The organism is Streptomyces sp. NPDC104313, assembly GCF_055583985.1.
This window is the reverse complement of record NZ_JBVJMW010000006.1, coordinates 285,739-306,789: the sequence shown is the minus strand read 5'-3', so window position 1 is coordinate 306,789 and position 21,051 is coordinate 285,739. Positions and strand designations below refer to the sequence as shown.

21 protein-coding genes are annotated in these 21,051 nt (G+C 72.4%); 7 read left to right on the top strand and 14 right to left on the bottom strand.

Going from position 1 to position 21,051, the window contains the following annotated elements:
- Nucleotides 1–114: 114 nt before the first annotated feature.
- The 6 genes from moeZ to ACZ60Q_RS17045 all read right to left on the bottom strand — a co-directional run bounded on the left by moeZ (nt 115) and on the right by ACZ60Q_RS17045 (nt 8,333).
- On the bottom strand, nt 115–1,293 hold the full coding sequence (moeZ, locus tag ACZ60Q_RS17070) for an adenylyltransferase/sulfurtransferase MoeZ (RefSeq protein ID WP_469634585.1): 1,179 nt from the start codon (nt 1,291–1,293) through the stop codon (nt 115–117).
- Between the two features lie 99 nt (nt 1,294–1,392).
- Nucleotides 1,393–2,217: a spherulation-specific family 4 protein gene (locus ACZ60Q_RS17065; protein WP_469634582.1), complete on the bottom strand. Its 825-nt coding sequence runs from the start codon at nt 2,215–2,217 to the stop codon at nt 1,393–1,395.
- Nucleotides 2,205–3,170: an NAD-dependent epimerase/dehydratase family protein gene (locus ACZ60Q_RS17060; RefSeq protein WP_469634579.1), complete on the bottom strand. Its 966-nt coding sequence runs from the start codon at nt 3,168–3,170 to the stop codon at nt 2,205–2,207. Before ACZ60Q_RS17060 ends, ACZ60Q_RS17065 begins: the two co-directional genes overlap by 13 nt.
- 353 nt (nt 3,171–3,523) lie before the next feature.
- Nucleotides 3,524–5,611: a DUF3492 domain-containing protein gene (locus tag ACZ60Q_RS17055; protein WP_469634576.1), complete on the bottom strand. Its 2,088-nt coding sequence runs from the start codon at nt 5,609–5,611 to the stop codon at nt 3,524–3,526.
- A gap of 299 nt (nt 5,612–5,910) precedes the next feature.
- Nucleotides 5,911–7,359: a DUF3152 domain-containing protein gene (locus ACZ60Q_RS17050; protein ID WP_469634573.1), complete on the bottom strand. Its 1,449-nt coding sequence runs from the start codon at nt 7,357–7,359 to the stop codon at nt 5,911–5,913.
- Between the two features lie 8 nt (nt 7,360–7,367).
- Entirely contained in the window at nt 7,368–8,333 is a 966-nt protein-coding gene (locus tag ACZ60Q_RS17045) for an alpha/beta fold hydrolase (protein WP_469634570.1), read from the bottom strand.
- 110 nt (nt 8,334–8,443) lie between these two features.
- Here ACZ60Q_RS17045 and ACZ60Q_RS17040 point away from each other — a divergent pair, with 110 nt between their 5' ends.
- The 4 genes from ACZ60Q_RS17040 to ACZ60Q_RS17025 all read left to right on the top strand — a co-directional run bounded on the left by ACZ60Q_RS17040 (nt 8,444) and on the right by ACZ60Q_RS17025 (nt 10,311).
- Nucleotides 8,444–8,659, top strand: coding sequence for a hypothetical protein (locus ACZ60Q_RS17040; protein ID WP_469634567.1), 216 nt, complete (start codon nt 8,444–8,446; stop codon nt 8,657–8,659).
- A gap of 167 nt (nt 8,660–8,826) precedes the next feature.
- Entirely contained in the window at nt 8,827–9,468 is a 642-nt protein-coding gene (locus tag ACZ60Q_RS17035) for a TetR/AcrR family transcriptional regulator (protein WP_469634564.1), read from the top strand.
- Nucleotides 9,469–9,608: 140 nt separating this feature from the next.
- Nucleotides 9,609–9,836 (top strand): DUF3107 domain-containing protein, encoded by a 228-nt coding sequence (locus tag ACZ60Q_RS17030; RefSeq protein ID WP_003966467.1) that lies wholly within the window; start codon nt 9,609–9,611, stop codon nt 9,834–9,836.
- A 202-nt stretch (nt 9,837–10,038) separates the two neighbouring features.
- A complete protein-coding gene (locus ACZ60Q_RS17025) occupies nt 10,039–10,311 on the top strand; it encodes a hypothetical protein (RefSeq protein WP_469634561.1) in 273 nt (90 codons plus the stop codon).
- Between the two features lie 7 nt (nt 10,312–10,318).
- Here ACZ60Q_RS17025 and ACZ60Q_RS17020 read toward each other — a convergent pair whose 3' ends face one another.
- A complete protein-coding gene (locus ACZ60Q_RS17020) occupies nt 10,319–11,065 on the bottom strand; it encodes a ferritin-like fold-containing protein (RefSeq protein WP_469634559.1) in 747 nt (248 codons plus the stop codon).
- A gap of 474 nt (nt 11,066–11,539) precedes the next feature.
- On the opposite strand from ACZ60Q_RS17020, the gene ACZ60Q_RS17015 reads away from it, so the two are divergent.
- Nucleotides 11,540–13,714, top strand: coding sequence for a DEAD/DEAH box helicase (locus tag ACZ60Q_RS17015; RefSeq protein ID WP_469634556.1), 2,175 nt, complete (start codon nt 11,540–11,542; stop codon nt 13,712–13,714).
- Nucleotides 13,715–13,865: 151 nt separating this feature from the next.
- On the opposite strand, the gene ACZ60Q_RS17010 is transcribed toward ACZ60Q_RS17015, so the two are convergent.
- Nucleotides 13,866–14,129 (bottom strand): TM2 domain-containing protein, encoded by a 264-nt coding sequence (locus ACZ60Q_RS17010; protein WP_469634553.1) that lies wholly within the window; start codon nt 14,127–14,129, stop codon nt 13,866–13,868.
- Between the two features lie 235 nt (nt 14,130–14,364).
- Nucleotides 14,365–14,754 carry a DUF2752 domain-containing protein gene (locus ACZ60Q_RS17005; protein ID WP_469634988.1) on the bottom strand — a complete coding sequence of 130 codons (390 nt, stop codon included), beginning with the start codon at nt 14,752–14,754 and terminating at the stop codon, nt 14,365–14,367.
- Nucleotides 14,755–15,055: 301 nt separating this feature from the next.
- Between ACZ60Q_RS17005 and ACZ60Q_RS17000 the strand changes: the two genes are divergently transcribed.
- A complete protein-coding gene (locus ACZ60Q_RS17000) occupies nt 15,056–15,913 on the top strand; it encodes an alpha/beta fold hydrolase (RefSeq protein WP_469634551.1) in 858 nt (285 codons plus the stop codon).
- 67 nt (nt 15,914–15,980) lie between these two features.
- Here ACZ60Q_RS17000 and ACZ60Q_RS16995 read toward each other — a convergent pair whose 3' ends face one another.
- Nucleotides 15,981–16,892 carry an NYN domain-containing protein gene (locus ACZ60Q_RS16995; protein ID WP_469634549.1) on the bottom strand — a complete coding sequence of 304 codons (912 nt, stop codon included), beginning with the start codon at nt 16,890–16,892 and terminating at the stop codon, nt 15,981–15,983.
- Nucleotides 16,893–17,099: 207 nt separating this feature from the next.
- Here ACZ60Q_RS16995 and ACZ60Q_RS16990 point away from each other — a divergent pair, with 207 nt between their 5' ends.
- Nucleotides 17,100–17,252: a hypothetical protein gene (locus ACZ60Q_RS16990; RefSeq protein WP_469634545.1), complete on the top strand. Its 153-nt coding sequence runs from the start codon at nt 17,100–17,102 to the stop codon at nt 17,250–17,252.
- A gap of 132 nt (nt 17,253–17,384) precedes the next feature.
- Here ACZ60Q_RS16990 and ACZ60Q_RS16985 read toward each other — a convergent pair whose 3' ends face one another.
- From ACZ60Q_RS16985 to ACZ60Q_RS16970, 4 genes are all read right to left on the bottom strand, one after another.
- Complete coding sequence (locus ACZ60Q_RS16985) at nt 17,385–17,990, bottom strand: MarC family protein (protein WP_073802481.1); 606 nt, start codon at nt 17,988–17,990, stop codon at nt 17,385–17,387.
- Between the two features lie 176 nt (nt 17,991–18,166).
- Nucleotides 18,167–19,033 (bottom strand): PHP domain-containing protein, encoded by an 867-nt coding sequence (locus tag ACZ60Q_RS16980; RefSeq protein WP_469634543.1) that lies wholly within the window; start codon nt 19,031–19,033, stop codon nt 18,167–18,169.
- Nucleotides 19,034–19,228: 195 nt separating this feature from the next.
- Entirely contained in the window at nt 19,229–19,906 is a 678-nt protein-coding gene (locus tag ACZ60Q_RS16975) for a DUF6758 family protein (RefSeq protein ID WP_469634540.1), read from the bottom strand.
- Between the two features lie 187 nt (nt 19,907–20,093).
- Nucleotides 20,094–20,678 (bottom strand): suppressor of fused domain protein, encoded by a 585-nt coding sequence (locus ACZ60Q_RS16970; protein ID WP_469634537.1) that lies wholly within the window; start codon nt 20,676–20,678, stop codon nt 20,094–20,096.
- Between the last annotated feature and the right edge of the window lie 373 nt (nt 20,679–21,051).

The window sequence follows — 21,051 nt, the reverse complement described above, 5'->3', positions numbered from 1 at the left end:
AGACCGGACATACGGAAGGGGCCCGTCCGCGTACGCGCGAACGGGCCCCTTCCGTCGTACGGATGCCCTACGGATTTCCGTACGGCATCCGCGCCGTATCCGTAACGGAATGCCCTAGTACACCGGCTTCTCGGGCTCGATCTGGTTGACCCAGCCGATCACACCGCCGCCGACGTGCACCGCGTCGGCGAAGCCCGCGGACTTGAGGACCGCGAGGACCTCGGCGCTGCGGACGCCCGTCTTGCAGTGCAGGACGATGCGCTTGTCCTGCGGGAGGTCCTGGAGGGCGGTACCCATGAGGAACTCGTTCTTCGGGATCAGCTTCGCGCCGGGGATCGAGACGATCTCGTACTCGTTCGGCTCGCGGACGTCGATGATCTCGATCTTCTCGTCGCCGTCGATCCACTCCTTGAGCTGCTTGGGAGTGATCGTCGCGCCGAGCGCCGCCTCCTGCGCCTCCTCGGACACGACGCCGCAGAAGGCCTCGTAGTCGATGAGTTCGGTGACGGTGGGGTTCTCGCCGCAGACCGCGCAGTCGGGGTCCTTGCGGATCTTGACCTGGCGGTACTGCATCTCCAGGGCGTCGTAGATCATCAGGCGGCCGACCAGCGGGTCGCCGACCCCGGCGAGCAGCTTGATGGCCTCGGTGACCTGGATGGAGCCGACGGACGCGCAGAGCACGCCCAGCACGCCGCCCTCGGCGCAGGAGGGGACCATGCCCGGCGGCGGGGGCTCCGGGTAGAGGCAGCGGTAGCAGGGCCCGTGCTCGGACCAGAACACGGAGGCCTGGCCGTCGAAGCGGTAGATCGAGCCCCAGACGTACGGCTTGTTCAGCAGCACCGCGGCGTCGTTGACGAGATAGCGGGTGGCGAAGTTGTCCGTGCCGTCCACGATCAGGTCGTACTGCGCGAAGATCTCCATCACGTTCTCGGCTTCGAGCCGCTCTTCGTGAAGGACCACGTTGACGTACGGGTTGATGCCCAGCACCGAGTCCTTGGCGGACTGCGCCTTGGAGCGGCCGATGTCGGCCTGGCTGTGGATGATCTGGCGCTGCAGGTTCGACTCGTCCACCTCGTCGAACTCCACGATGCCGAGCGTGCCGACACCGGCCGCGGCCAGATACATCAGGGCCGGCGAGCCGAGGCCGCCGGCGCCTACACACAGCACCTTCGCGTTCTTCAGGCGCTTCTGTCCGTCCATCCCGACATCCGGGATGATCAGGTGGCGGGAGTACCTGCGGACCTCGTCGACGGTGAGCTCAGCAGCTGGCTCGACCAGGGGTGGCAGCGACACAGGAACCTCAACAATGCAGGTGGTCGGATTCTACGTAGACCGACTTCTTACGGTCGACTACGTACGGCTGTTCTCCCCGTAACACTGCCACGCCCCTTCTCATTCCGAGATACCGGGTCCGATCCGCGAGACGATTTCGTCCCAGTACCTGGGCAGTGCCGCGAATGGGTCGCTTTGCCCGCTTCGGCCGTCCCGGTCGGTGAAGAAGATCGTCCCGGCGCCCTGCCAGCGGGCGATGCGCATGGCCTCCTCCAGGTGGGTGCGCGGGACCCCGTGGACGAAGTGGGCGAACCGCTCCGGTGGGTAGTCGGCCGTCCACTCGGCCACCTGGGACCAGCGGTAGTCGGTCCAGGGGCCCTGGAAGGTGACCAGTTGGTCGGCCGCCTCCGCATACCCGGGATACGGGTGCGTGCCGTGCCCCAGCACCAGACGGCCCCCGCCGTCGGCGCTGTCACTCTCCGCCAGCAGGGCGTGGAGCGTACCGCTGAGCCGGCGGACCGCGGGCAGACCGCCGCGCTCGGCGGGGCAGCGCGCGAGGAAGAAGCCGCCGATCCGGTACCAGTCGATGAAGGACCGGGCGTCCGCGATCAGCTCCCCGAACGGCCGTTCGCCCCATGCGAGGTCGAGGTGACCGAGCAGTCTGCCGCCGGAGGCCCGGACGGTGTCGTCCGGGGCCTCGCCGTGCAGGGCGCGTTCGCGGGCGTTGCGCAGCCTGCCCGCCGCCTCCAGGCAGTGTGTGTCGGGCCGGGAGCCGGGGCCGTCCGCGATGTTGAGGACCGCCCAGTGCAGCGGGGTACCGGGACGGGCCAGTTCGGCCCACTCGGCGGGGGCGAGCAGCGGGTGGGCGTAGCCGGGGACGCCGAAGCCGAACTGTTCGCCGCCCGCGGTGCGGGGGGCGGCGGCGGGAGCGGTCAGATACGGCACGCCGCCTCCATCCAGATGTCCGCGAGGGACTCCTCCAGATTGATCCGGGGCCGCCAGCCGAGCCGGTCCCGCGCGGTGCGGACGTCGGCCTGCTGCCAGGCTCCGCAGCCGTCGGGGTACGGGGACGGGGTGGCGGCGAGATGCTCCATGACGGACTCGGTGGAGGTGCGCGGAGCTCCGATGGGCAGACGCGCGGGGGGCGTGTCCAGCTCGTGGAGCGCGCCCGCGTACCCGGCGACCCTCGCCAGGACGGCGGCGGCGTCACGCAGGCGGACAGCCCGCCCGGTGCCGATGTTGACGACGCCCTGGGCGGCGGAGAGAGAGGCGGCGTGCACGGCCCGCGCCACATCCCGTACGTCGACGAAGTCCCGCTGTACGCCGAGGCCGCTGAGCTTCAGCTCGCCGTCGCCGGACTGCATGGCCCGGCGCATCGCCTCGGCGAGCCGGCCGAGCGGGGAGCCGGCGGGGGTGCCGGGGCCGACGGGCGAGAAGACCCGCAGGACGACGGCGTCGAGGCCGGAGCCGAGGACCAGTTCGGTGGCGGCGAGCTTGCTGACGCCGTACGGGCCGCCGGGGCGCGGGACCGCGTCCTCGGCGGTGGAGGACCCGGGCTGCGAGGGCCCGTACTCCGAGGCGCAGCCGACCTGGACGAGCCGCGCCCCGCAGCCACTGCGGCGCAGGGCCTCGCAGACGGTGGCGACGGCGACGGTGTTGTGCCGGGTGAGGTCGCGGGCCCCGCCGCGCGTGGCGCCCGCGCAGTTGACGACGACTCCGGGGTGGACGGCGTCGAGGAAGCGGGTGAGCGCCCCGGGACTGCCGCCCGCGAGGTCGAACCGGACGTCGGCGTCGTCGCCGCGGCCGAGGGCCGTGAGGTGGACGGCCGGGTCGGCGAGGAGACGGTCGGCGACGAAGCGGCCGAGGAATCCGTTGGCTCCGAGCAGCAGCACCCTCATCGCGCACCGCCTCGGTGCCGACGGCTCACTGCCGGTGCGGGGGATTGGGGGGTCATGGCGGGTTTCTCCTAGGTCATCGAGTCGGTCGTGCGGTACTGGACGAGCGACGTTGGTCGTGCGGCGTTGGTCGTGCCGCGCTGGACGTGCGGTGCTGGACGAGCCCACGGCGTCGGCTCCGCGGGAGCGGGTCGGTGAAGCGGTGGAACAGACGGAGTGGCTGGTGCGGTGGCGCGTAGGCGGCTGGTGCGGTGGCATGTCGGCGGGGTGGTGCGTGGGCGGGTCGTTCGGTGCTGCGTGGGCGGGTCGTTCGGTGGACGTAGGCGGGTGGTGCGGTGGTACGCCGGTGGGCCGGCTCAGCTCCGGGTGTGGGCGGAGGCCCGGGAGAGCGCGAAGGCCGCGTGCAGCAGCAGGCCCGCGGCGGCTCCGCCGCAGGCGAGGGCGGACACGGCTCCGGTCCCACCCACCGAGACAAGCGCGGCCACGGGCTGGGCGAGAGGTTCGAGTCCGGGGAGCCGGGCGGAGAGGACGAGGGCCGGGGCCCCGGCCTCGACAGCGCAGGCGGCGGCGAGCGCGACGGCGCCCGGCTCGGGCAGCCCGTGCGCGGCGAGCAGCCGGGCCACGAAGAACAGGACCCCGAGGGCGGCTGCCGCGACGGGCGTGCCGCCTCCGCCGAGGCCGGCCAGATACAGCAGGGGCAGCAGCGCACCGAGGAAGAGGGCGACGGCCGCCAGGAGCAGAGGGCGTACGCCGGCGCCGAATTCCTCCAGGGCGCGGCTGCCGGTCAGTTTGCGGTGGGCGTGGACAGTGAAGAGGTGGGCGCACCAGGCGGCCGGGGCGACGGCGGCGGCGAGGCCGAGCAGCGGGGCCGGGGTGCCGTCCCACGGACCGTCCGGGCCCCCGGTCATGACCTGGGCGAGCAGTTCCTCGCCGTACACCGCGTAGCTCAGCAGCCAGCAGCCGTACATCCCGGCGCGACCCGCGCCCTCGGGGGCGCGCAGGGGGCCGCGGCCCAGGCACGCCCGGAGCGCCAGGCAGGCCAGGACGGCGCCGACGACGGTGACGAGGGCCCGCGTCCCGTCGCCGAGGACGCCCTCGGTGACCCGGAGCGCCCCGGCGGTCGCCAGGCAGGCGGCTCCGGGAAGCAGGGCGAGGAGTGTCCACGCGGCCCGCGCCTCGGTGTCCGGACCGGGGCCGGGGGGCCGGCCGGCGGCGGGCTCCCGCGTACGGGGCGGCATGCGGGCGTACAGCTCCTCGGCGAGGGCGAAGACGTCCCGGTGGCGGTAGCGGGCGGCGGTGCGGTCGGTGAGGCCGCGCGCTTCCAGTCCGGCGGCGATCTCCAGGGGGTCCACGGCCCGTTCGCACAGGTCGCGGTGGTGGTGGAGGAGGGCGATCAATTCCTTGGCGGGCTCGATCCGGCCGACCCGGACCAGTGTGCCGGGGCCGCCCGCGTCCTCGGCGCCCGTGGTGAAGCGTTCGGCGTCCTCGCCGACCTGGCCGAAGCGCTCGGCCGCCATGCCCGGGTAGACCGTGCGCTGCTTGGCGGGGTCCGCTCCGCAGCGCTGTTGCCGGCGGCGGACGTGGGTGTTGCCGGGGGTGACGATCGCGGCCTGTCGGTAGACCTCGGTGGTGAGGCGGCCGTGGAAACCGGCGAGGAGGGCGCGCAGGGCGGGGCCGTGCGGGGTGACGGAGGCGGCCAGGTAGTGCGCGCGCAGCGGGACGCCGTGCTCGGTGACCAGCAGCGGCACCCCGAAGAAGCGTTTGGCCAGGAGCCCCGGGAGGGCGGCCGCGCCACCGGAGGCCGCATGGCAGAGGTCGACCGCGCCGAGGCTCTCCTGGTCGTACCAGTCCAGCGAGAGCGGGCGCAGCGCGCGTTCCAGCTCGGCGGCGAAGGCGAGGTGGTCGGGGACGGTGGCGCTCTGCACGGTACGGCCGGTGCCGCGGGCGCGGGAGGCCGCCTCCAGGATCCGGACGGTGTCCTCGGAGCGCAGGGCGAGATGGAGTCCGCCGCGTTCGCGGGCCAGCTCGGCGAGGCCGTAGAGCCCTTCGGCGAACAGTTCCGTGCCGGGGCCCTCGCCCGCTTCCGTACCGGCCTCGTCGGGGGTGCAGATCGCGGTGGCGAGAGCGGCGAGGCGGTCGGCGAAGCGCCTGCGGTCGCGCCGCCCGTAGGACTGTTCACCCCCGGTCACCAGCCGGGCCAGCAGGCCGCGTTCGCCGCCGCCGCGCGGCGTGCCGTCCTCGGGGGTCCACAGCGGCGCGGTGCGCACCCGGCTGACCTGGGGCGGCAGCCGGACCCAGCCCTGGTCCTCCTGGTGGGCGGAGCGGCTCAGTGCGAACAAGTCGAACTCGTGCTGCGGCAGCCCGCGCACCAGTCGGTCGCACCAGAGTCTGGACTCACCGGTCGCATACGGATAACCACCGTCGGTGAGCAGTCCGATCCGCACGAATACACCCCCGATCTCCCTTGTGGGCGGCCGCCGTTGAAATGGCGACTCACAGCGGGACGACCGTAAGCGGATACGCCGGTGGTGCGACGGACGGTTGTCCGTCACGCCACCGAAAGGGGTGAACCGTCGTAACTTTCCCGCCCCGGTCGCGTTCCGTCGCGATAAGGCGGTCGGTTGTTACGGAGGGTCAAGCTCGGGGCAGTCCCGAGCGGGCCGGCCGGCGGGCCGACGCGAACCCGGCGCGCTCCAGCCATTCGCCCCGGGCGCAGGTTCCCCGGTGCGGGCAGACGTGCGGGTCAACCCTCGGGGTGCACCCAGGGGTTGGGCTTGCACGGGATGCCTTCCAGCTCAAGGGTCTTGGTCTGCTGCTGCATGACCGGGGCCAGGGCGCCGGGAGTGCGGCAGCTCACGTGGTTGTAACCCAGCCGGTGGCCGACCTCGTGGTTGATGAGCATCTGACGGTAGGGCAGCATTTTCTCCGGGCCGAAGGTGGCGGCGCCCTGCGCCCAGCGATAGGCGTTGATCATGACGCGATCGGTCGCGGCGGAATCGCAGGAGACATTGTCGATCGTGGTGTCCAGGCCGGATTTGGCACACCAGTCGCCGGTGGTCCCGGGACTGGCGAGTGTGATCACGAAGTCCGGGGTCCCCGACGAGACACGCTCGAAAGTCATCGCACCGTTGTGCGCCCAACTCCGGTGGTCGTTGAGCGTCTTCTGCACGGCTTCGGCGAAAAGGCCGGCGTCGAGGCCGAGACCCTTCTCCACATCGATCCGGTAGCGGTGCTTCTGCCCCTTGCCGGGGGCCTTCGCGAGACCGGGCACCGCCTCGAACGTGCCGCTCCCCTTCAGGTCCGCGGTGAGCGGAAACGGCTGCGCCATCTTGTCCGCGTACGAAAGGGGCTTGACCTCGGGCTTCGCCGAGGACTGCTTCGGGGTCGGGCGGGCATCGGAGCGCGAGGCCTCCTCGCCCGGGACCTGCCGCTCCACATCGTCGGCGCGCGCGGAGGCCGTACGGCCGCCGGAGTCCTCGGCGACCTGCCCGGCCACCACGACCGCGAGCACGGTGGTCACCGCGGCGGCGACGATGCCGGTGAACGTCCTGCCCTTGCCGCCCCGGGTCGCGGCGAGTCCGTCCGGCTCCCCGGCCTCGGTGTCCGTGTCGTACAGGCCGTCCCCGGTTCCGGCCGGCGGCGCGGCGGGTGCGCCCGGCGGGGCGTCGGCGTCGAAGGCGTCCACGAACTCCCGGCGCGGGCCCGGAACCGGTGCGCCGGGGGGCGCCGGCTGCTGCGCCGCCCGGCCGTCCGCGGCGCGCTGGGCCGCGCGCTGGGCGGACACCTGGCGGGCCACGGCCTGCTGGCGGGCGTCGGCGTCCTGGGGCCCGGCGGGATACGGCCGGGCGTCGGCGGGACGGTTGTCCGGACCGGAGTGCCGGCCCGGGTACTGACGGGGCGGATGCGGCTGGGGGGTGCCGCGGGCCGCGGGGGCGTCGGGCGCCTGGCCGTAGCGGGGTACCGGTCCGGTGCCCCAGCCGCCGCCCTGCTCACGCTGTTCGGGGTGGCCGCCGCGCACGTGCGGGGCGTCGGCGGAGAACGGGCCATGTCCGTCGCCGGTCGGCGCGGGAGCGGCCCGCCCCCGCCGGCCGCCGCCGGGCGCGGGCCTCGCCGCGGCGCGCTCGCCTCCCGGCTCCGTCGCCGCCGCGTCCGGGCGGATCGCCCCGGAGCCCTTTCGACTGTGTCGTCCCACGCCCCGGATCAGCTCCCGCCGCAATCGTCCAGCAGTTCCCGGAACGCCTGGGCGATCGTCTCCGGGTACTCCATCATCGCCACGTGCCCCGCGTCGGGCAGCGTCAGCAGCCGGGCGTCGCGGAAGGCCGCGGACGCCCTGCGGGCCATCCGGTACGAGACGAGCTGGTCCCGTCCGCCGTACACGAGCTGGGTCGGTGCGAGCACCCGCTCGGCCTGGCGCCACAGTCCGTGCTGGCCGCCCAGGGTGTACGCGTCGACGATGCCCCGGGCCGAACGCGTCATCGCGTCCCAGAAGTACGGCAGCTCCAGCCGTCGCTCCATCTCCGCCACCGCGTCGCGGAAGGCTTCGTCGGAGACCCGTGCCGGATCGCCGTAACAGAGTGCCATGACTCCGCGCGTCCGCTGCTCCGCCGTCCAGCCCCTCGTGAGCCGGGCGAACAGGGACGCGACTCCCGGCACCGCCAGGAGAGCGGTCGGAACGGCGGGTCGCTGCACCCGCCACTCCGGCAGGGCGGGCGAGATCAGGGTCAGGGTGCGCACCAGGTCGGGGCGGACGGCCGCGACCCGGGTGGCGACGGCGCCGCCCAGCGAGTTGCCGAACAGGTGCACAGGCCCCCGCTCCTCCGCGTCCAGCAGCCGGATCACCGCACGGGCGTGTCCGGTCACCGAGTAGTTGCCGTCGTCCGGCGGCGGCGAGTCCCCGAATCCGGGCAGGTCGACCGCCTCGCCGTCGACCAGGTCGGACAGCAGCGGCATCAGCGCGGACCAGTTCCGCGACGAGCCCCCGAGCCCGTGCACGTACAGCGCGGGGGGCAGTCCGGTCCGGTCGCCCGGGCGGCAGCGGACGTTCAGACCGATCCCCGGCAGCGACACGGAACGCAGCCGTTCGCCGTCGGCGACCCGGACGGTACTGACCGTGGGAGCCACCGCGGCGGCGGCGGCCTGGACACCAGGCAGCTCGGTCGAAGACATGCGGCAATGTTACGAGACGATCACGCACTCATTCATGTGTTCGCCATCACAGGTCGCATCGCGGAATGGTCGGACACCCCCTACGTTTCAGGGAGGGAAGGGAGCCGCACATGACGGTCGATCCGAGCGACCCGGACACCTTCGAGAACACCGAACCGGAAGAGGCGGGGCCCGAGGCCCCGGAAGCTGACGCCGCCGAGCAGCGGGCGGACATCCGGCCGGAAGGCGACGAACGGGCGGAGAGTACCGATCCGGACACCGCCAATGAGGCCGATGTGGCGGAACAGCGCAGGGTGATTCCCTTGGATGAGGACGATTACCGGTAGTACGCCCCGGTTTGCTCGCGAGCAGGGAGAACTGTGGCTTCCACAGCCGTCCGGTCCATGAAATTCTGCGTCCGCGCCGCGCACGCCCGGGTTACCCAAAAGTACGATGGCTGTAGGGCGCAGCGTGCACGGACCGGCTGTGCTGGAACACATATTTGGGAGGCGGCGTGACAGCCATCGAGCAGACAGAGGCGGCGCGCCCGCGGGGCACCCGCCTGCCCCGCCGCGCCCGACGCAATCAGCTGCTGGGCGCCGCACAGGAGGTCTTCGTCGCGCAGGGCTACCACTCCGCCGCGATGGACGACATCGCCGAGCGGGCCGGAGTCAGCAAGCCGGTGCTCTACCAGCACTTCCCCGGAAAGCTCGAGCTCTACCTGGCCCTCCTCGACCAGCACTGCGAGTCGCTGCTCCAGGCCGTGCGCACGGCGCTGGCCTCGACGACGGACAACAAGCTGCGCGTCGAGGCGACGATGGACGCCTACTTCGCGTACGTGGAGGACGAGGGCGGCGCGTTCCGGCTGGTCTTCGAGTCCGACCTGACCAACGAGCCCGCCGTGCGCGAGCGGGTCGACCGGGTGTCCCTCCAGTGCGCCGAGGCCATCTCCGACGTGATCGCCGGGGACACCGGTCTGTCCAAGGACGAGTCCATGCTGCTGGCCGTGGGCCTCGGCGGCGTCTCCCAGGTGGTGGCGCGCTACTGGCTCTCCAGCCGGTCCACCATCCCCCGCGACACAGCCGTGCAGCTCCTCACGTCGCTGGCCTGGCGGGGCATCGCGGGCTTCCCGCTGCACGGCGTCGAGCAGCACTGAACCCTCCGACGGGGGATGCCCGGCGCCGTGTTCGCTGCGGGCGTTGCCGGTCGGGCCCTGGGCTCCGCCCCCGCCGGGCTAATGTGGCAGCGTACGGCGCGGTTCGCCGCGCAGGGACTGACCGTCGGAGGGACATAGCCGTGGAGGTCAAGATCGGGGTGCAGCACACGCCCCGCGAGATCGTTCTGGAGAGCGGGCTTTCCGCCGAGGACGTCGAGAGCGCGGTCGCCGCGGCACTGGGCGGCAAGGCGGAGCTGCTCAGCCTCACGGACGACAAGGGCCGCAAGGTCCTGGTGCCGGCCGACCGGATCGCGTATGTGGAGATCGGTGAGCCGACCACCCGGCGGGTGGGGTTCGGGACGCTGTAGTCCACCGGACGCGTAGAACGCGGGAGCGGCCCGGCGGGATGATCCCGCCGGGCCGCTCCCGCGTTCTGTGCGGGTCTCTCTGCCGCCCCGGATCCCCGTACGGGTCGGAGCGGGCCGCTGGAGGATTGTTCCCCGTCGGCTGGGGGTAGTAGCGCCTACGACCGATTTGCCCGCCCCGCACACCCCCGCGAGGTGATCCTCTGTGATCTGGGAATCCTTCGGCGCCGCCGTCCTCGGACTCGCCCTGTCCTGGGCGGCGCTCCGATCACTGGCCGACCGACTGCCGTCCGGCCGTGCCGTTTATCTCACCGGCGCGCTGGGGGCCCTGTTCGGCGCGTATCTGACGTATGCCGCGCTGGGTACCGGCCATGTACTGACGACGCTGATCGGAGCCGTGTCCGTCGGGGCGGTGACCCTGTCGCTGCTGATCCGACCACGCGGCCGCCGCCTCGCCCGGTCGGCGGCGGCCCAGTAGCGGGGTGCTACGCGGCCAGTCCCAGCGCGGCCATCCGCTTGGTGTGGGCCTCGGTGATCCGGGAGAACATCCGGCCCACCTCGGCCAGGTCGAAGCCGTCGGCGACGCCGCCCACCAGCATCGTCGAGAGGGCGTCACGGTCGGCGACCACCCGCTGGGCCTGCGACAGCGCCTCGCCCATCAGCCGGCGCGCCCACAGTGCGAGCCGTCCGCCGAGCCGCGGGTCGGCCTCGATCGCGGCGCGCACCTTCGCCACGGCGAAGTTCCCGTGGCCCGTGTCATCGAGCACGGACATGACGAGGGACCGGGTGTCGGTGTCCAGCCGGGCCGCGACCTCGCGGTAGAAGTCGCTCGCGATCGAGTCGCCGACGTATGCCTTGACCAGGCCCTCCAGCCAGTCGGACGGCGCCGTCTGGCGGTGGAAGTCGTCGAGCGCCTTGGCGAACGGCTCCATCGCGGCGGTGGGGTCCTCGTCGACGGCGGTGAGCCGCTGGTTGAGCTGCTCGAAGTGGTGGAACTCGGCGGCGGCCATCTTCGCCAGCTCCGCCTTGTCGCCGAGGGTCGGCGCGAGCTTCGCGTCCTCCGCCAACCGCTCGAAGGCCGCCAGCTCTCCGTAGGCGAGGGCGCCGAGCAGGTCCACGACCGCGGCGCGGTACTGCGGGTCGGCGGCCGCGGTGGCCCAGTCCTGGGCGGCGATCCCGGTGGCCGCGGAAGCTTCGGCGGGGGTCTCAGTGGCGTGGTCAGGCGTCTCCATGAACGGAACGATAGCCCTCTCCGCGCAGGGCTGAAGGGCCTGGTCAGCCGGGGGCCTCATACCGTTCCGATGAATTCGTCCAACACACATGCGCGAATCCGGGGTACAGTGGTATTGCGCTTACTGAGCACTGTGCTGTGCCAGAGGCGCGCCCTTGAATGAGGATGCCCGGTCGGTGGCCCGATCGGCTCCGACCCGACAGCCCTCCACGCGGTGCGTACGACACGTACGACTGCAGATGAGGGGCCCCCTCAGCGGCACGAGCGCTCGAGCGACGGCAGTGGTCCCGCGCCACCCGGCCCATCCACGGCCGGATGACCAACCCCGGCTCGGTACGACCCCCAGCGTTCGCCTCGGACCGCGTCTCACAGAAGAGGCAGCACCCTGACTACGTTCCGCGACCTCGGTATTCTTTCCGAGACGGCCGAAGCCCTCGAGGCTGTCGGCATCACGTCCCCCTTCCCCATCCAGGAGATGACGCTCCCCGTAGCCCTCTCCGGCTCCGACGTCATCGGCCAGGCCAAGACCGGCACCGGCAAGACGCTCGGCTTCGGTCTCCCGCTCCTGGAGCGCGTGACCGTCCCCGCCGACGTCGAGGCGGGCCGCGCCAAGCCCGAACAGCTGACCGACGCGCCGCAGGCGCTCGTCGTCGTTCCCACCCGCGAGCTGTGCCAGCAGGTCACCAACGACCTGCTCACGGCCGGCAAGGTGCGTAACGTCCGCGTTCTCGCGATCTACGGCGGCCGGGCGTACGAGCCCCAGGTCGAGGCCCTCAAGAAGGGCGTCGACGTGATCGTCGGCACCCCGGGCCGTCTCCTGGACCTGGCGGGCCAGCGCAAGCTCGATCTCTCCCACATCCGCGGGCTCGTCCTCGACGAGGCCGACGAGATGCTGGACCTGGGCTTCCTGCCCGACGTCGAGCGCATCATCACGATGCTGCCGCCCAAGCGTCAGACGATGCTGTTCTCGGCCACCATGCCCGGCGCCGTCATCAGCCTCGCGCGCCGCTACATGTCGCAGCCGACGCACATCAACGCCACGTCGCCCGACGACGAGGGCACAACCGTCAAGAACACGGTCCAGCACGTCTACCGCGCCCACAACATGGACAAGCCGGAGATGCTCTCCCGCATCCTCCAGGCCGACGGCCGCGGGCTCGCGATGATCTTCTGCCGTACGAAGCGCACGGCCGCCGACATCGCCGAGCAGCTGGAGAAGCGCGGCTTCGCCTCCGGCGCGGTCCACGGCGACCTGGGCCAGGGCGCCCGCGAGCAGGCGCTGCGCGCCTTCCGCAACGGCAAGGTCGACGTGCTGGTCTGCACCGACGTCGCCGCGCGCGGTATCGATGTCGAGGGTGTGACCCACGTCATCAACTACCAGTCGCCGGAGGACGAGAAGACCTACCTCCACCGCATCGGCCGCACCGGCCGCGCGGGCGCCAAGGGCATCGCGATCACGCTGGTCGACTGGGACGACATCCCGCGCTGGCAGCTGATCAACAAGGCCCTGGACCTGAAGTTCCCGGACCCGCCCGAGACGTACTCCACCTCGCCGCACCTCTTCGAGGAGCTCAGTATCCCGGCGGGTACCAAGGGCGTGCTGCCGCGCGCCGAGCGGACCCGTGCCGGTCTGCGCGCGGAGGAGGTCGAGGATCTCGGCGAGACCGGCGGCCGAGGCCGCAAGGCCGCCGCACCGGCACCCGCCCGTGAGGAGCGCGAGCCCCGCACCCGTACACCGCGTCAGCGTCGCCGCACCCGTGGCGGCTCCGCAGCGGAGGAGGGCGCCGCGACGGTGCCCGCACCCGCCAAGGAGACCGCCCCGGTCGCACCGGCCGTTGACGAGGCGTCCGACGACGCGGCGCGTACGCCGCGCCGTCGCCGCCGTGCCCGCGTCAGCGCCCCCGAGGCCGTCACCGAGGCGGCCGTGGCGGTCGCCGAGGCTCCGGTGGTTCCCGCTCCGGTCGCCGAGGCCGCACCCGTGATCGAGGCCGCACCTGTGGCCGAGCCGGCCGCGGAGGCCGTCGCGGAGACCAAGCCGCGCCGTCGTCGCAGCCGCGCCGCCGTGAAGCCGGTGGCCGAGGAGACGGCTTCGCCCGTCGCCGCGGCTCCGGCCGCACCGGCCCCGGCCGAGTTCCAGACCGTGGCCGTCGCCGCGGGCGTCGCGGAGCCGGTCGTCGAGCCGAAGGCCGTCAAGCCGCGCCGCCGCACCCGGATCGTGAAGCCGGCCGACGAGGTCGACTTCCAGATCGCCCCGGCCGCCGAGCCGGAGCCCGAGGTGAAGACGCGTCGTCGTCCGGCCCGCGCCACGACGAAGGCCAAGTCGGAGCCGAAGGCCACGTCCACGTCGGCCGAGCCGAAGGCCCGGGCGACCAGGACGACGAAGTCCCGGGCGAAGGCGGAGACGGCGGAGACCGCGGTGGCCTCGGAGAAGGTCACCGCGAAGGCCGCCGCGAAGGCCGTCGCCACCGAGGAGGATGCCAAGCCGCGCCGGCGTCGTGCCACCCGCAGCGTCACCTCGACCGCGACCCAGGAGGCCGCAGTGGTCTCCGAGGCCGAGGCAGTGGTGAGCGAGGCCGCCGCCGAGACGAAGCCGCGCCGCCGTCGCGCCACCCGCCCGGCGGGCAAGGCGTCGACGACGACCGAGAGCTGACGCTCCGGCGCCACCGCACCATGGACGGCCTCGCACTCGTGGACACAGTTCGCCGGTGCGGGGCCGTACGACGACGTCGGCCGTCAGGACCAGTTCGTGGTCCTGACGGCCGACGTCGTCGTACGGCAGTGGGCGCGGACGCCGGTGCCGATCAGCTGCGCAGGACCCGGCCCTGCTTGTCGGTGCGGTCACTGCTGGTGAGGTAGAGGATGCCGTCGATCAGCGCCCAGACTCCGAGACCACCGCAGGTGAGGAGCTGGGCGATCCCCACACCGATGGACCCGACGTAGAAGCGTCCGATACCGAGACCTCCCAGAAGTATCTGGAGGACGCCGGCGATGACCTTCGACTTGTCGGAGTAGGGGCGACCCTGCGGGTCGACGCCGTAAGGGGCATCCGGGGTGGGGACGGTCATGGGGTATCTCCTGGGTGAGCGGAAGAACAACCGGAATAGAGAATTCCGGCGCGAACCAGGAGGAAGCCTCGCCCGAAGACGGCATGCGGAATCCCCCTGTGTAATGACAGGGTAAAGAAAGATGGGGCTCCGGCGGGAGGGGCACCGCATGATCGTGCCCGCTCCGTGATCAATTCCGCCGAAGTGCACGCCTCCAGCGACCGCGGCGGCTGCGAGCATTCGGTCCCGCGCCTGGTCACACCACGTTGCGGAGCACCGCCCAGGCCACCGCCACCGACACCAACAGGACCTGGACCCGACCACTCGTCCGGGGGCGCCAGCGGCGCCCGCGCAGGCCCTCGACGGTCCACCGGGCCAGCAGGGCGAGTGCGAAGGGCGCGACAAGGAGAAGTGCCCGGTTGTCGGCCCAGGCGGCGGCGACATCACCGTGCATCAGGTCGTACACCATGCGGGTGCCGCCGCAGGCGGGGCAGAGCAGCCCGGTGACCATCCGGAACGGGCAGCGGGGCAGCAGCTGTCCGCTTTCGTGCGGATCGGTGCCGTACAGATATACGGCGCCCGCCACCCCGGCGGCCAGCACCGCCAGGGGGCCCGCCGCCGGCTGGAGCAGGCCCGCGCGCAGGATGCCCGGCCGGCCACGTCCGGGCCGGCGCTCCGGGGACGAGGAGGGCTGCACGGTCACGGCTCCTGCTTCCGGTGGACGGGGAGGGATGGGACAGGTCTGACCCTCATCCTGCAGGACGGGGCGGGCAGGGGGAAACGCTCCGGGGCAGACCCTGGGGGGAGGCGGCCGTACCTCCGACGCGGCGGGTCGGGTCCGGGGCGCACGATGGCACCGCCCGGTGTCGCCGGACTTGCTCGCCCGGTGTCGCCGAACGGGCCGCCCGATGAGGCGGGGAGAGGTGCGGCGGGGATAGCCTCGCCGTATGAGCCGCCCGCCCACCTTCGCCCCGCCGCCCTGCGCCCGCGCCCGTGTCCTGCGGACCGAGCGCGGAGACTTCGCCGTCCTGGACGCCGTACCACGTACCCCGGCACGGGCCACCGCCCTGCTGCTGCCCGGATACACCGGCAGCAAGGAGGACTTCATCGCCCTGCTGGAACCACTGTGCGCGGCGGGCTACCGGGTGGTCGCCGTGGACGGCCGGGGGCAGTACGAATCCAAGGGGACGGACCGTCAGGAGAGCTACGTTCAGGGCGAGTTGGCCCGTGACGTGCTGGCCCAGGCGGCGTCCCTCAGCGGTGGGGAGGGAGAGCTGCATCTGCTCGGGCACTCGCTCGGCGGTCAGATCGCCCGCGCCGCCGTCCTGCTGGACGCCACTCCGTTCCGCTCGCTGACGCTGATGTCCTCGGGGCCGGCGGAGGTCGTCGCGGCCCAGCGGGACAAGGTGAAGATGCTGAGCGACGCGCTGTCCGTGCTGTCCATGGACGAGGTGTGGCAGGCGATGCGGGCACTGGATCCCCCGCAGGACGCGGACACCGGCGACGGTGCGGCCATGCGCCACCGCTGGCTCGCCCACCACCCGGCCCAGTTGATCGCCACCGGGGCCCAACTGGCCGCCGAACCGGACCGGGTGGACGAGCTGGCCGCCGTCGGGCTGCCCGTCCACGTCCTGTCCGGCGAGCGCGACGACGTCTGGCCGGTGGAGCTGTTCGACTCCATGGCGCGGCGCCTCGACGCCCGCCGCACCACGATCGCCGGTGCCGAGCACTCCCCCAACACCGCCCGCCCGCAGGAGACGGCGAAGGCGCTGGCCGCGTTCTGGGACGGTCTGCCGGCAGCCTGACGCGCCGTCGGCGCACCCCGGCGCGTCCCACCGGCCGTCCGACGCGCCGCCACCGGCCCCGCTTCCGTCAGTACTGCGACTGCAGGTGTTGCCAGAAGCCGTCGCGGAGCGCCCGTCGCAGGTGCGCGTGGCCGCGCAGCGAGTGCTGGAGCAGGCGTTCCGCCTCCACCAGCAGGTCCTGGTCGACGGAGCCCGGCAGATAGGGGTGGCCGGGCAGCAGGTCGGCGAGGGACTCCCGGCCCCGGGCGGCGAGCCAGGCGGCCGCGATCTGTGCGCCGACGAAGCGGACGTCCTCCCGGGAGGGGGCCGGGCTGTCGTCCTCGTACGTGGTGACGGGCCGCCGGGTGACGTAGGGGCGGCAGAAGTCGAGCTCGAAGGTGCGCTGGCTGTCGACCTCCCACAGCAGCGGTTCGGCCTGGTTGCGCCCTTCGGCGGCCTCGATGCCCCAGAGGTGCACACGCGCCCCGTAGCCCTGGGCCGCCTCGACCGCCGAGACCAGGTCCTCGTCGCCGCCGACGAGCGCGGCGTCGCTGATGGCGCGGTGCCGGGCGAGGGATTCGAGGTCGGTGCGGATGAGCGAGTCGACACCCTTCTGCTGGTTGTTGGCGTTGAGGTTGCCGAGGCGCACCTTGACGTCGGGGAGTTCGGCGATGGCCTGCTGCTCGGTGGTGTGGATGCGGCGGCGGGCCCCGTCGTACCAGTAGACGCGCAGCAGTCTGCTGTCCGCGAAGATCGTGCGAGCCTTGTCGATGAAGGCCTCGATCAGCCCTTCGGCGTCGAGGTCGAAGGAGCGCCGGTCCTCGGTGCCGGTGACGAGCAGCCCGGCCGCCGCGTACACATAGCCGGCGTCCACGAAGATCGCGTGCGTCGACGGGGTCTTGGAGACCTCGATGAGCATCCGCTGGAGCAGCTCGTTGGTGCGGTCCAGGCTGGCGCCGAGACCGGCTCCGCCGAGGGACCGCGGGTCCGCCTCGTTCATGCGAACCTCATGGTCTGTGGTGGCGTGACTACCGACGGGTACTTAGACATCCAAAAAATTTCCTTAGCGTAGGGAATGTTTGCAGGGGGCACGTCGTTGTTACCCACGGGGAACGCGAGGGAAGCCTCGCGTTCCCCGCCTTGCCGGTGGGATGCCCCACCGGCACCAGTAGTTCTCCACCAGGAGGATCGGACGAAGGGAAGCCCTGTGCGCTTCGAGATCATGCGACTCGACGACATCGACGGTACCGCCGTGGACAGCACCGTCGTGGACGCCGCCTCCGTCAACCGGATCGTGCAGCAGGCCGCAGCGATGGGCCGGCGCATCTACATCCGGCCGGCCGACAGCTCGGCTTCGTAACGCATCTGGGCTCATGACGCCTGACGAGGCCCCGCGCCTCACCGCATTGCGCCGCTGAAGACGAAGCGCCCCCGTACGGAACGTCCGTGCGGGGGCGCTGTGGTGCGCGGGGCCAGCCGTGACCAGGAGCGGTCAGGAGTTCTGGATGACCTGGGTGACGCCGTTGATGATCTGCTGGACGGCGATGGCGGAGAGCATCATGCCCGCGAGCCGGGTCACCAGCACCACGCCGCCGTCCTTGATCACACGGATGATGACCAGCGAGTAGCGCATGGCCAGCCAGAGCACCACGTGCATGGCGACGATCGCGGACCACACCGAGAGCTGGCCGCCCACGCCGTCGGCGTGCTGCACCGCCAGGATGACCGAGACGATCGCGCCGGGCCCGGCCAGCAGCGGCATGCCCAGCGGTACGAGCGCCACGTTGACGTCCTTGGTCTGCGTGGGCTCGTCCGTCTTGCCGGTCAGCAGGTCGAGTGCGATGAGCAGCAGCAGGAGTCCGCCCGCGATCATCAGCGCGGGAACGGAGACATGCAGATAGTCGAGGATCTGCTGACCGAGCAGACCGAAGACGGCGATCACGCCGAACGCGACCATGACCGCCTGGAGCGCCATCTTGCGCTGCACCTTGGCGGGGCGGCCCGCGGTGAGGGCGAGGAAGATCGGCGTGATCCCTGGCGGGTCCATGATCACAAATAGGGTGAGAAAAAGGGATCCGAAGACAGCGACGTCGAACACAGTGAGCCTTGCGAGAGAAGAGCGGGCGGTACGGAGGGGCGCGGGGGCCGGGCGGCGGCCGTCGCCGTGTCGGGCACGCGGCGGTACGCACAGGGGCGCGCGGGGAGTGGAGAGGTGGTGCGGTGAAGGAGGGTGGGGAGTCAGAGGGTGTCCGGCCGTGATCCGCCGGAGGTCCCTCAGCGGTGACCGGCTCCGCCGGCGCCCGGCACCGGGAAGGCTCCCGTGGCGCGCCGGGTGATCTCCCCGTAGATCTCGGGGTCGGTGGTGCAGTGGCCGAGCTCGACGGCCTTCCGGCTGCCGTGGTAGTCGCTGGAGCCGGTCGTGAGCAGACCCAGTTCGCGGGCAAGGCCGCGGAGCCGGGCCCGGGTGGGCGCGTCGTGGTCCATGTGGTCGACCTCGACGCCGTCGAGGCCGACGTCGGCGAGCGCGGCGATCGTGGACTCGGGGACCACCGCGCCGCGTTTCACGGCGGCCGGGTGGGCGAAGACGGTGACCCCGCCCGCCGCCTTCACCAGGCGGATCGCCTCGAAGGGGTCGAACTCGTGCTTCTCGGCGTACGCCCGGCCGCCGTTGCCCAGCCAGTCGAGGGTGAAGGCGTCGGAGACGGTCGGTACGACGCCGAGTTCGACGAGGGCGGCGGCGACGTGCGGGCGGCCGACCGAGCCGTCCCCGGCGATGCGGGCGACCTGCTCCCAGGAGATCGGGACGTCGAGGGCGCGCAGCTTGCGAACCATCTCCTGGGCGCGCGGCACCCGGTCGTCGCGGACGAGTTCCCGGGCGCGCTCCAGCTCGGCGTCGGCGGGGTCGAAGAGGTAGGCCAGCAGGTGCATGCCCACGCCGTCGACCCGGCAGGAGAGTTCGGCGCCGGTGACGAGGGTGAGCCCGTCGGGCAGCGCGTCGATGGCCTGCTGGTGGCCGCCCACGGTGTCGTGGTCGGTGAGCGCGACGACGTCCAGGCCTGCGGCGGCGGCGTTCGCGACCAGCTCGGCGGGGGTGTCCGTGCCGTCCGAGGCGGTGGAGTGGGTGTGCAGGTCGATGCGCACGACGCTTGACTCCGGGGCTCATGGGCGGACGGGGGACCGCTCAAGGGTAACCGCCGCGCGCCGGGCGTCCGGCCGCGCCCGGGCCCGCGCCGGGGGTCTCACGGGGAGGCGCGAACGGACCCGCGCACCGGCGTTCACCCGGTCCCGCTCCCCGACCCGCGTCCACCGCCGGCCGCGGGACCGGACGCGTACGCGCTACCGCTCGCCCGTCGCCTGCCGGGGCGGCGCCTCGGGAGCGGTGAGCAGACGGGGCGTGAGCGCGCCGCAGGGGACCAAGTCCACCTCTCCCCCGGCGTCCCGCAGGTCGGTGAGGACCAGCTCGTCGTACATCAGCAGCCCCGACTGCTCGGGCCACAGGATCGCCCAGAGCCACAGCCCCCGCGCCTCGCCCGCGAAGACCGCGCGGTCCCCCGGGGCGTTCCTCACGTGCCAGAGGGGGGTGGGGCGGCCGGCGGCGTGGACCTTGGCGTCGGGGGCGGAGTCGACGTCCAGATGGAGGCCGGGGTCCGGGCCATCGATTCCGGCATACCGGGCGCCGAGCCCGACACCGAGCTCCTCGGCGACCAGCAGTAGCTCGCCCATCCCGCCCAGCGGGCCGGGCCCGGAGCAGGCCACGGCGCTCGCGCGTCCGCCGCTGCGGTCGTCGCCCGCGCTGGCGACCCCGGTGAACAGCCAGCCCACGGGGAGCGGCCAGGGCATCCAGACGGGGACCTGGGCGCGGTGCACCACGACGCCGAGGCCTTCGACGCTCGGCGGGATGACCGGCTGCATCGGATGGACCTGGCCGTGCACGGAGCACTGCCAGGCATCGGCGAAGAGACCGGGCGCCCTGACCCGGCCACCGCACTTCGGGCAACTGGGTTCGCCCCTCATAAGAACCAACCGTCCTCTCCGCCGTCCCTCGCGTCAAGGACGATCACCCGTCCGCAGCGTGGCTCCGACCGGGCCGCTGTTCACGACGGCGTGACCTCTGCGCGCCCCGGAGCATCGCGGCAGCGGTCAAAGGCATACGTTCCCAGGCCGGGCCGACGTTCGCACATCCAGGACCACGGGACAGCCCTCAGTCCAGGACCACGGACGTGCGCAGCGGGTCGCGCAGGTCCGTACCGTGCGTCAGCCACCGCTCCTGGAGTTCCTGCGCGCCGCGCACCCGCTTCCAGGCGGCCTCGTTGTGCGTCATCGGCAGCAGCGGCAGGAAGCGCACCGGGTCCATCGGCTCGTCCAGCTCCAGGTCCTCCACCAGACCGCCGGACTCCGCGACCAGGACCGAGGTGAACGGCGCCCCCGTCCACAGCGGTTCGCCCAGGTCCAGCGAGGCTCCGGCGGCCACGACCACCCCCTCGACCTGCGGGGACGCGGCCAGCACGGCGAGCGGGCGCAGCACTTGGTCGGTGTCGGCGAGTCCGCCCCGTACCGACAGGATCAGCTCGGCGCGGGGGCCCTTCACCGGGTCGGCGAGCGGGGAGGTGGGGTCGGCCATCGGTTGACCGGACATGCCGAGCGTGGCGTAGCGCACCACGTCGCCGTCGAGGAAGCGCAGCACCTCGACGCGGTCGGTGCCCAGGAACGTCACGTCGGCGCGGGCGTCCGGTTCCCCGAGTGCGGAACGGAGCCGGGCCTCGACCAGAGCGAGAATTTCTGCCATGTCGCGAGCATAGATCGCGTAGGGAATGGGCAAAGTACGGAATTGGGCCCTGGGCGGCTGATAGCCTGGCCGCCGGTCGGGACAGCACGCAGAAGCGTTGCTCTTCTTCGTCCCGACGACACGTCGTCCCCCACGGGGGACCGGCCGGAGGAGGTGGGGACTGCTATGGATCCAAGTCGACCGTGCAGTACCAATCGCTCTTCCGCGCCTCGCGTTTCCCGTTGATCCGACGCCTCGTCGGTCGCCCGGTGCCGACATCGCCGTCGTATCCGGATGACTCCTCGACAGCGGTTCGCGCGACGGAAGAGCCCTTCGTTTTTGCCTGTCTGTAGCGAACGCCGTCATGGCGCCCGCGCGGTGCCGCCCGCTTTGC

Excerpts from the sequence above, each read along its gene's own strand:
- ACZ60Q_RS17000 (WP_469634551.1), top strand. The coding sequence starts at position 15,056 with ATGAGCCGCCCGCCCACCTTCGCCCCGCCGCCCTGCGCCCGCGCCCGT.
- ACZ60Q_RS17020 (WP_469634559.1), bottom strand. The coding sequence starts at position 11,065 with ATGGAGACGCCTGACCACGCCACTGAGACCCCCGCCGAAGCTTCCGCG.
- ACZ60Q_RS16995 (WP_469634549.1), bottom strand. The coding sequence starts at position 16,892 with ATGAACGAGGCGGACCCGCGGTCCCTCGGCGGAGCCGGTCTCGGCGCC.
- ACZ60Q_RS17015 (WP_469634556.1), top strand. The coding sequence starts at position 11,540 with ATGACGCTCCCCGTAGCCCTCTCCGGCTCCGACGTCATCGGCCAGGCC.
- ACZ60Q_RS17060 (WP_469634579.1), bottom strand. The coding sequence starts at position 3,170 with ATGAGGGTGCTGCTGCTCGGAGCCAACGGATTCCTCGGCCGCTTCGTC.
- ACZ60Q_RS16970 (WP_469634537.1), bottom strand. The coding sequence starts at position 20,678 with ATGGCAGAAATTCTCGCTCTGGTCGAGGCCCGGCTCCGTTCCGCACTC.
- ACZ60Q_RS17045 (WP_469634570.1), bottom strand. The coding sequence starts at position 8,333 with ATGTCTTCGACCGAGCTGCCTGGTGTCCAGGCCGCCGCCGCCGCGGTG.
- ACZ60Q_RS17040 (WP_469634567.1), top strand. The coding sequence starts at position 8,444 with ATGACGGTCGATCCGAGCGACCCGGACACCTTCGAGAACACCGAACCG.
- ACZ60Q_RS16975 (WP_469634540.1), bottom strand. The coding sequence starts at position 19,906 with ATGAGGGGCGAACCCAGTTGCCCGAAGTGCGGTGGCCGGGTCAGGGCG.
- ACZ60Q_RS17010 (WP_469634553.1), bottom strand. The coding sequence starts at position 14,129 with ATGACCGTCCCCACCCCGGATGCCCCTTACGGCGTCGACCCGCAGGGT.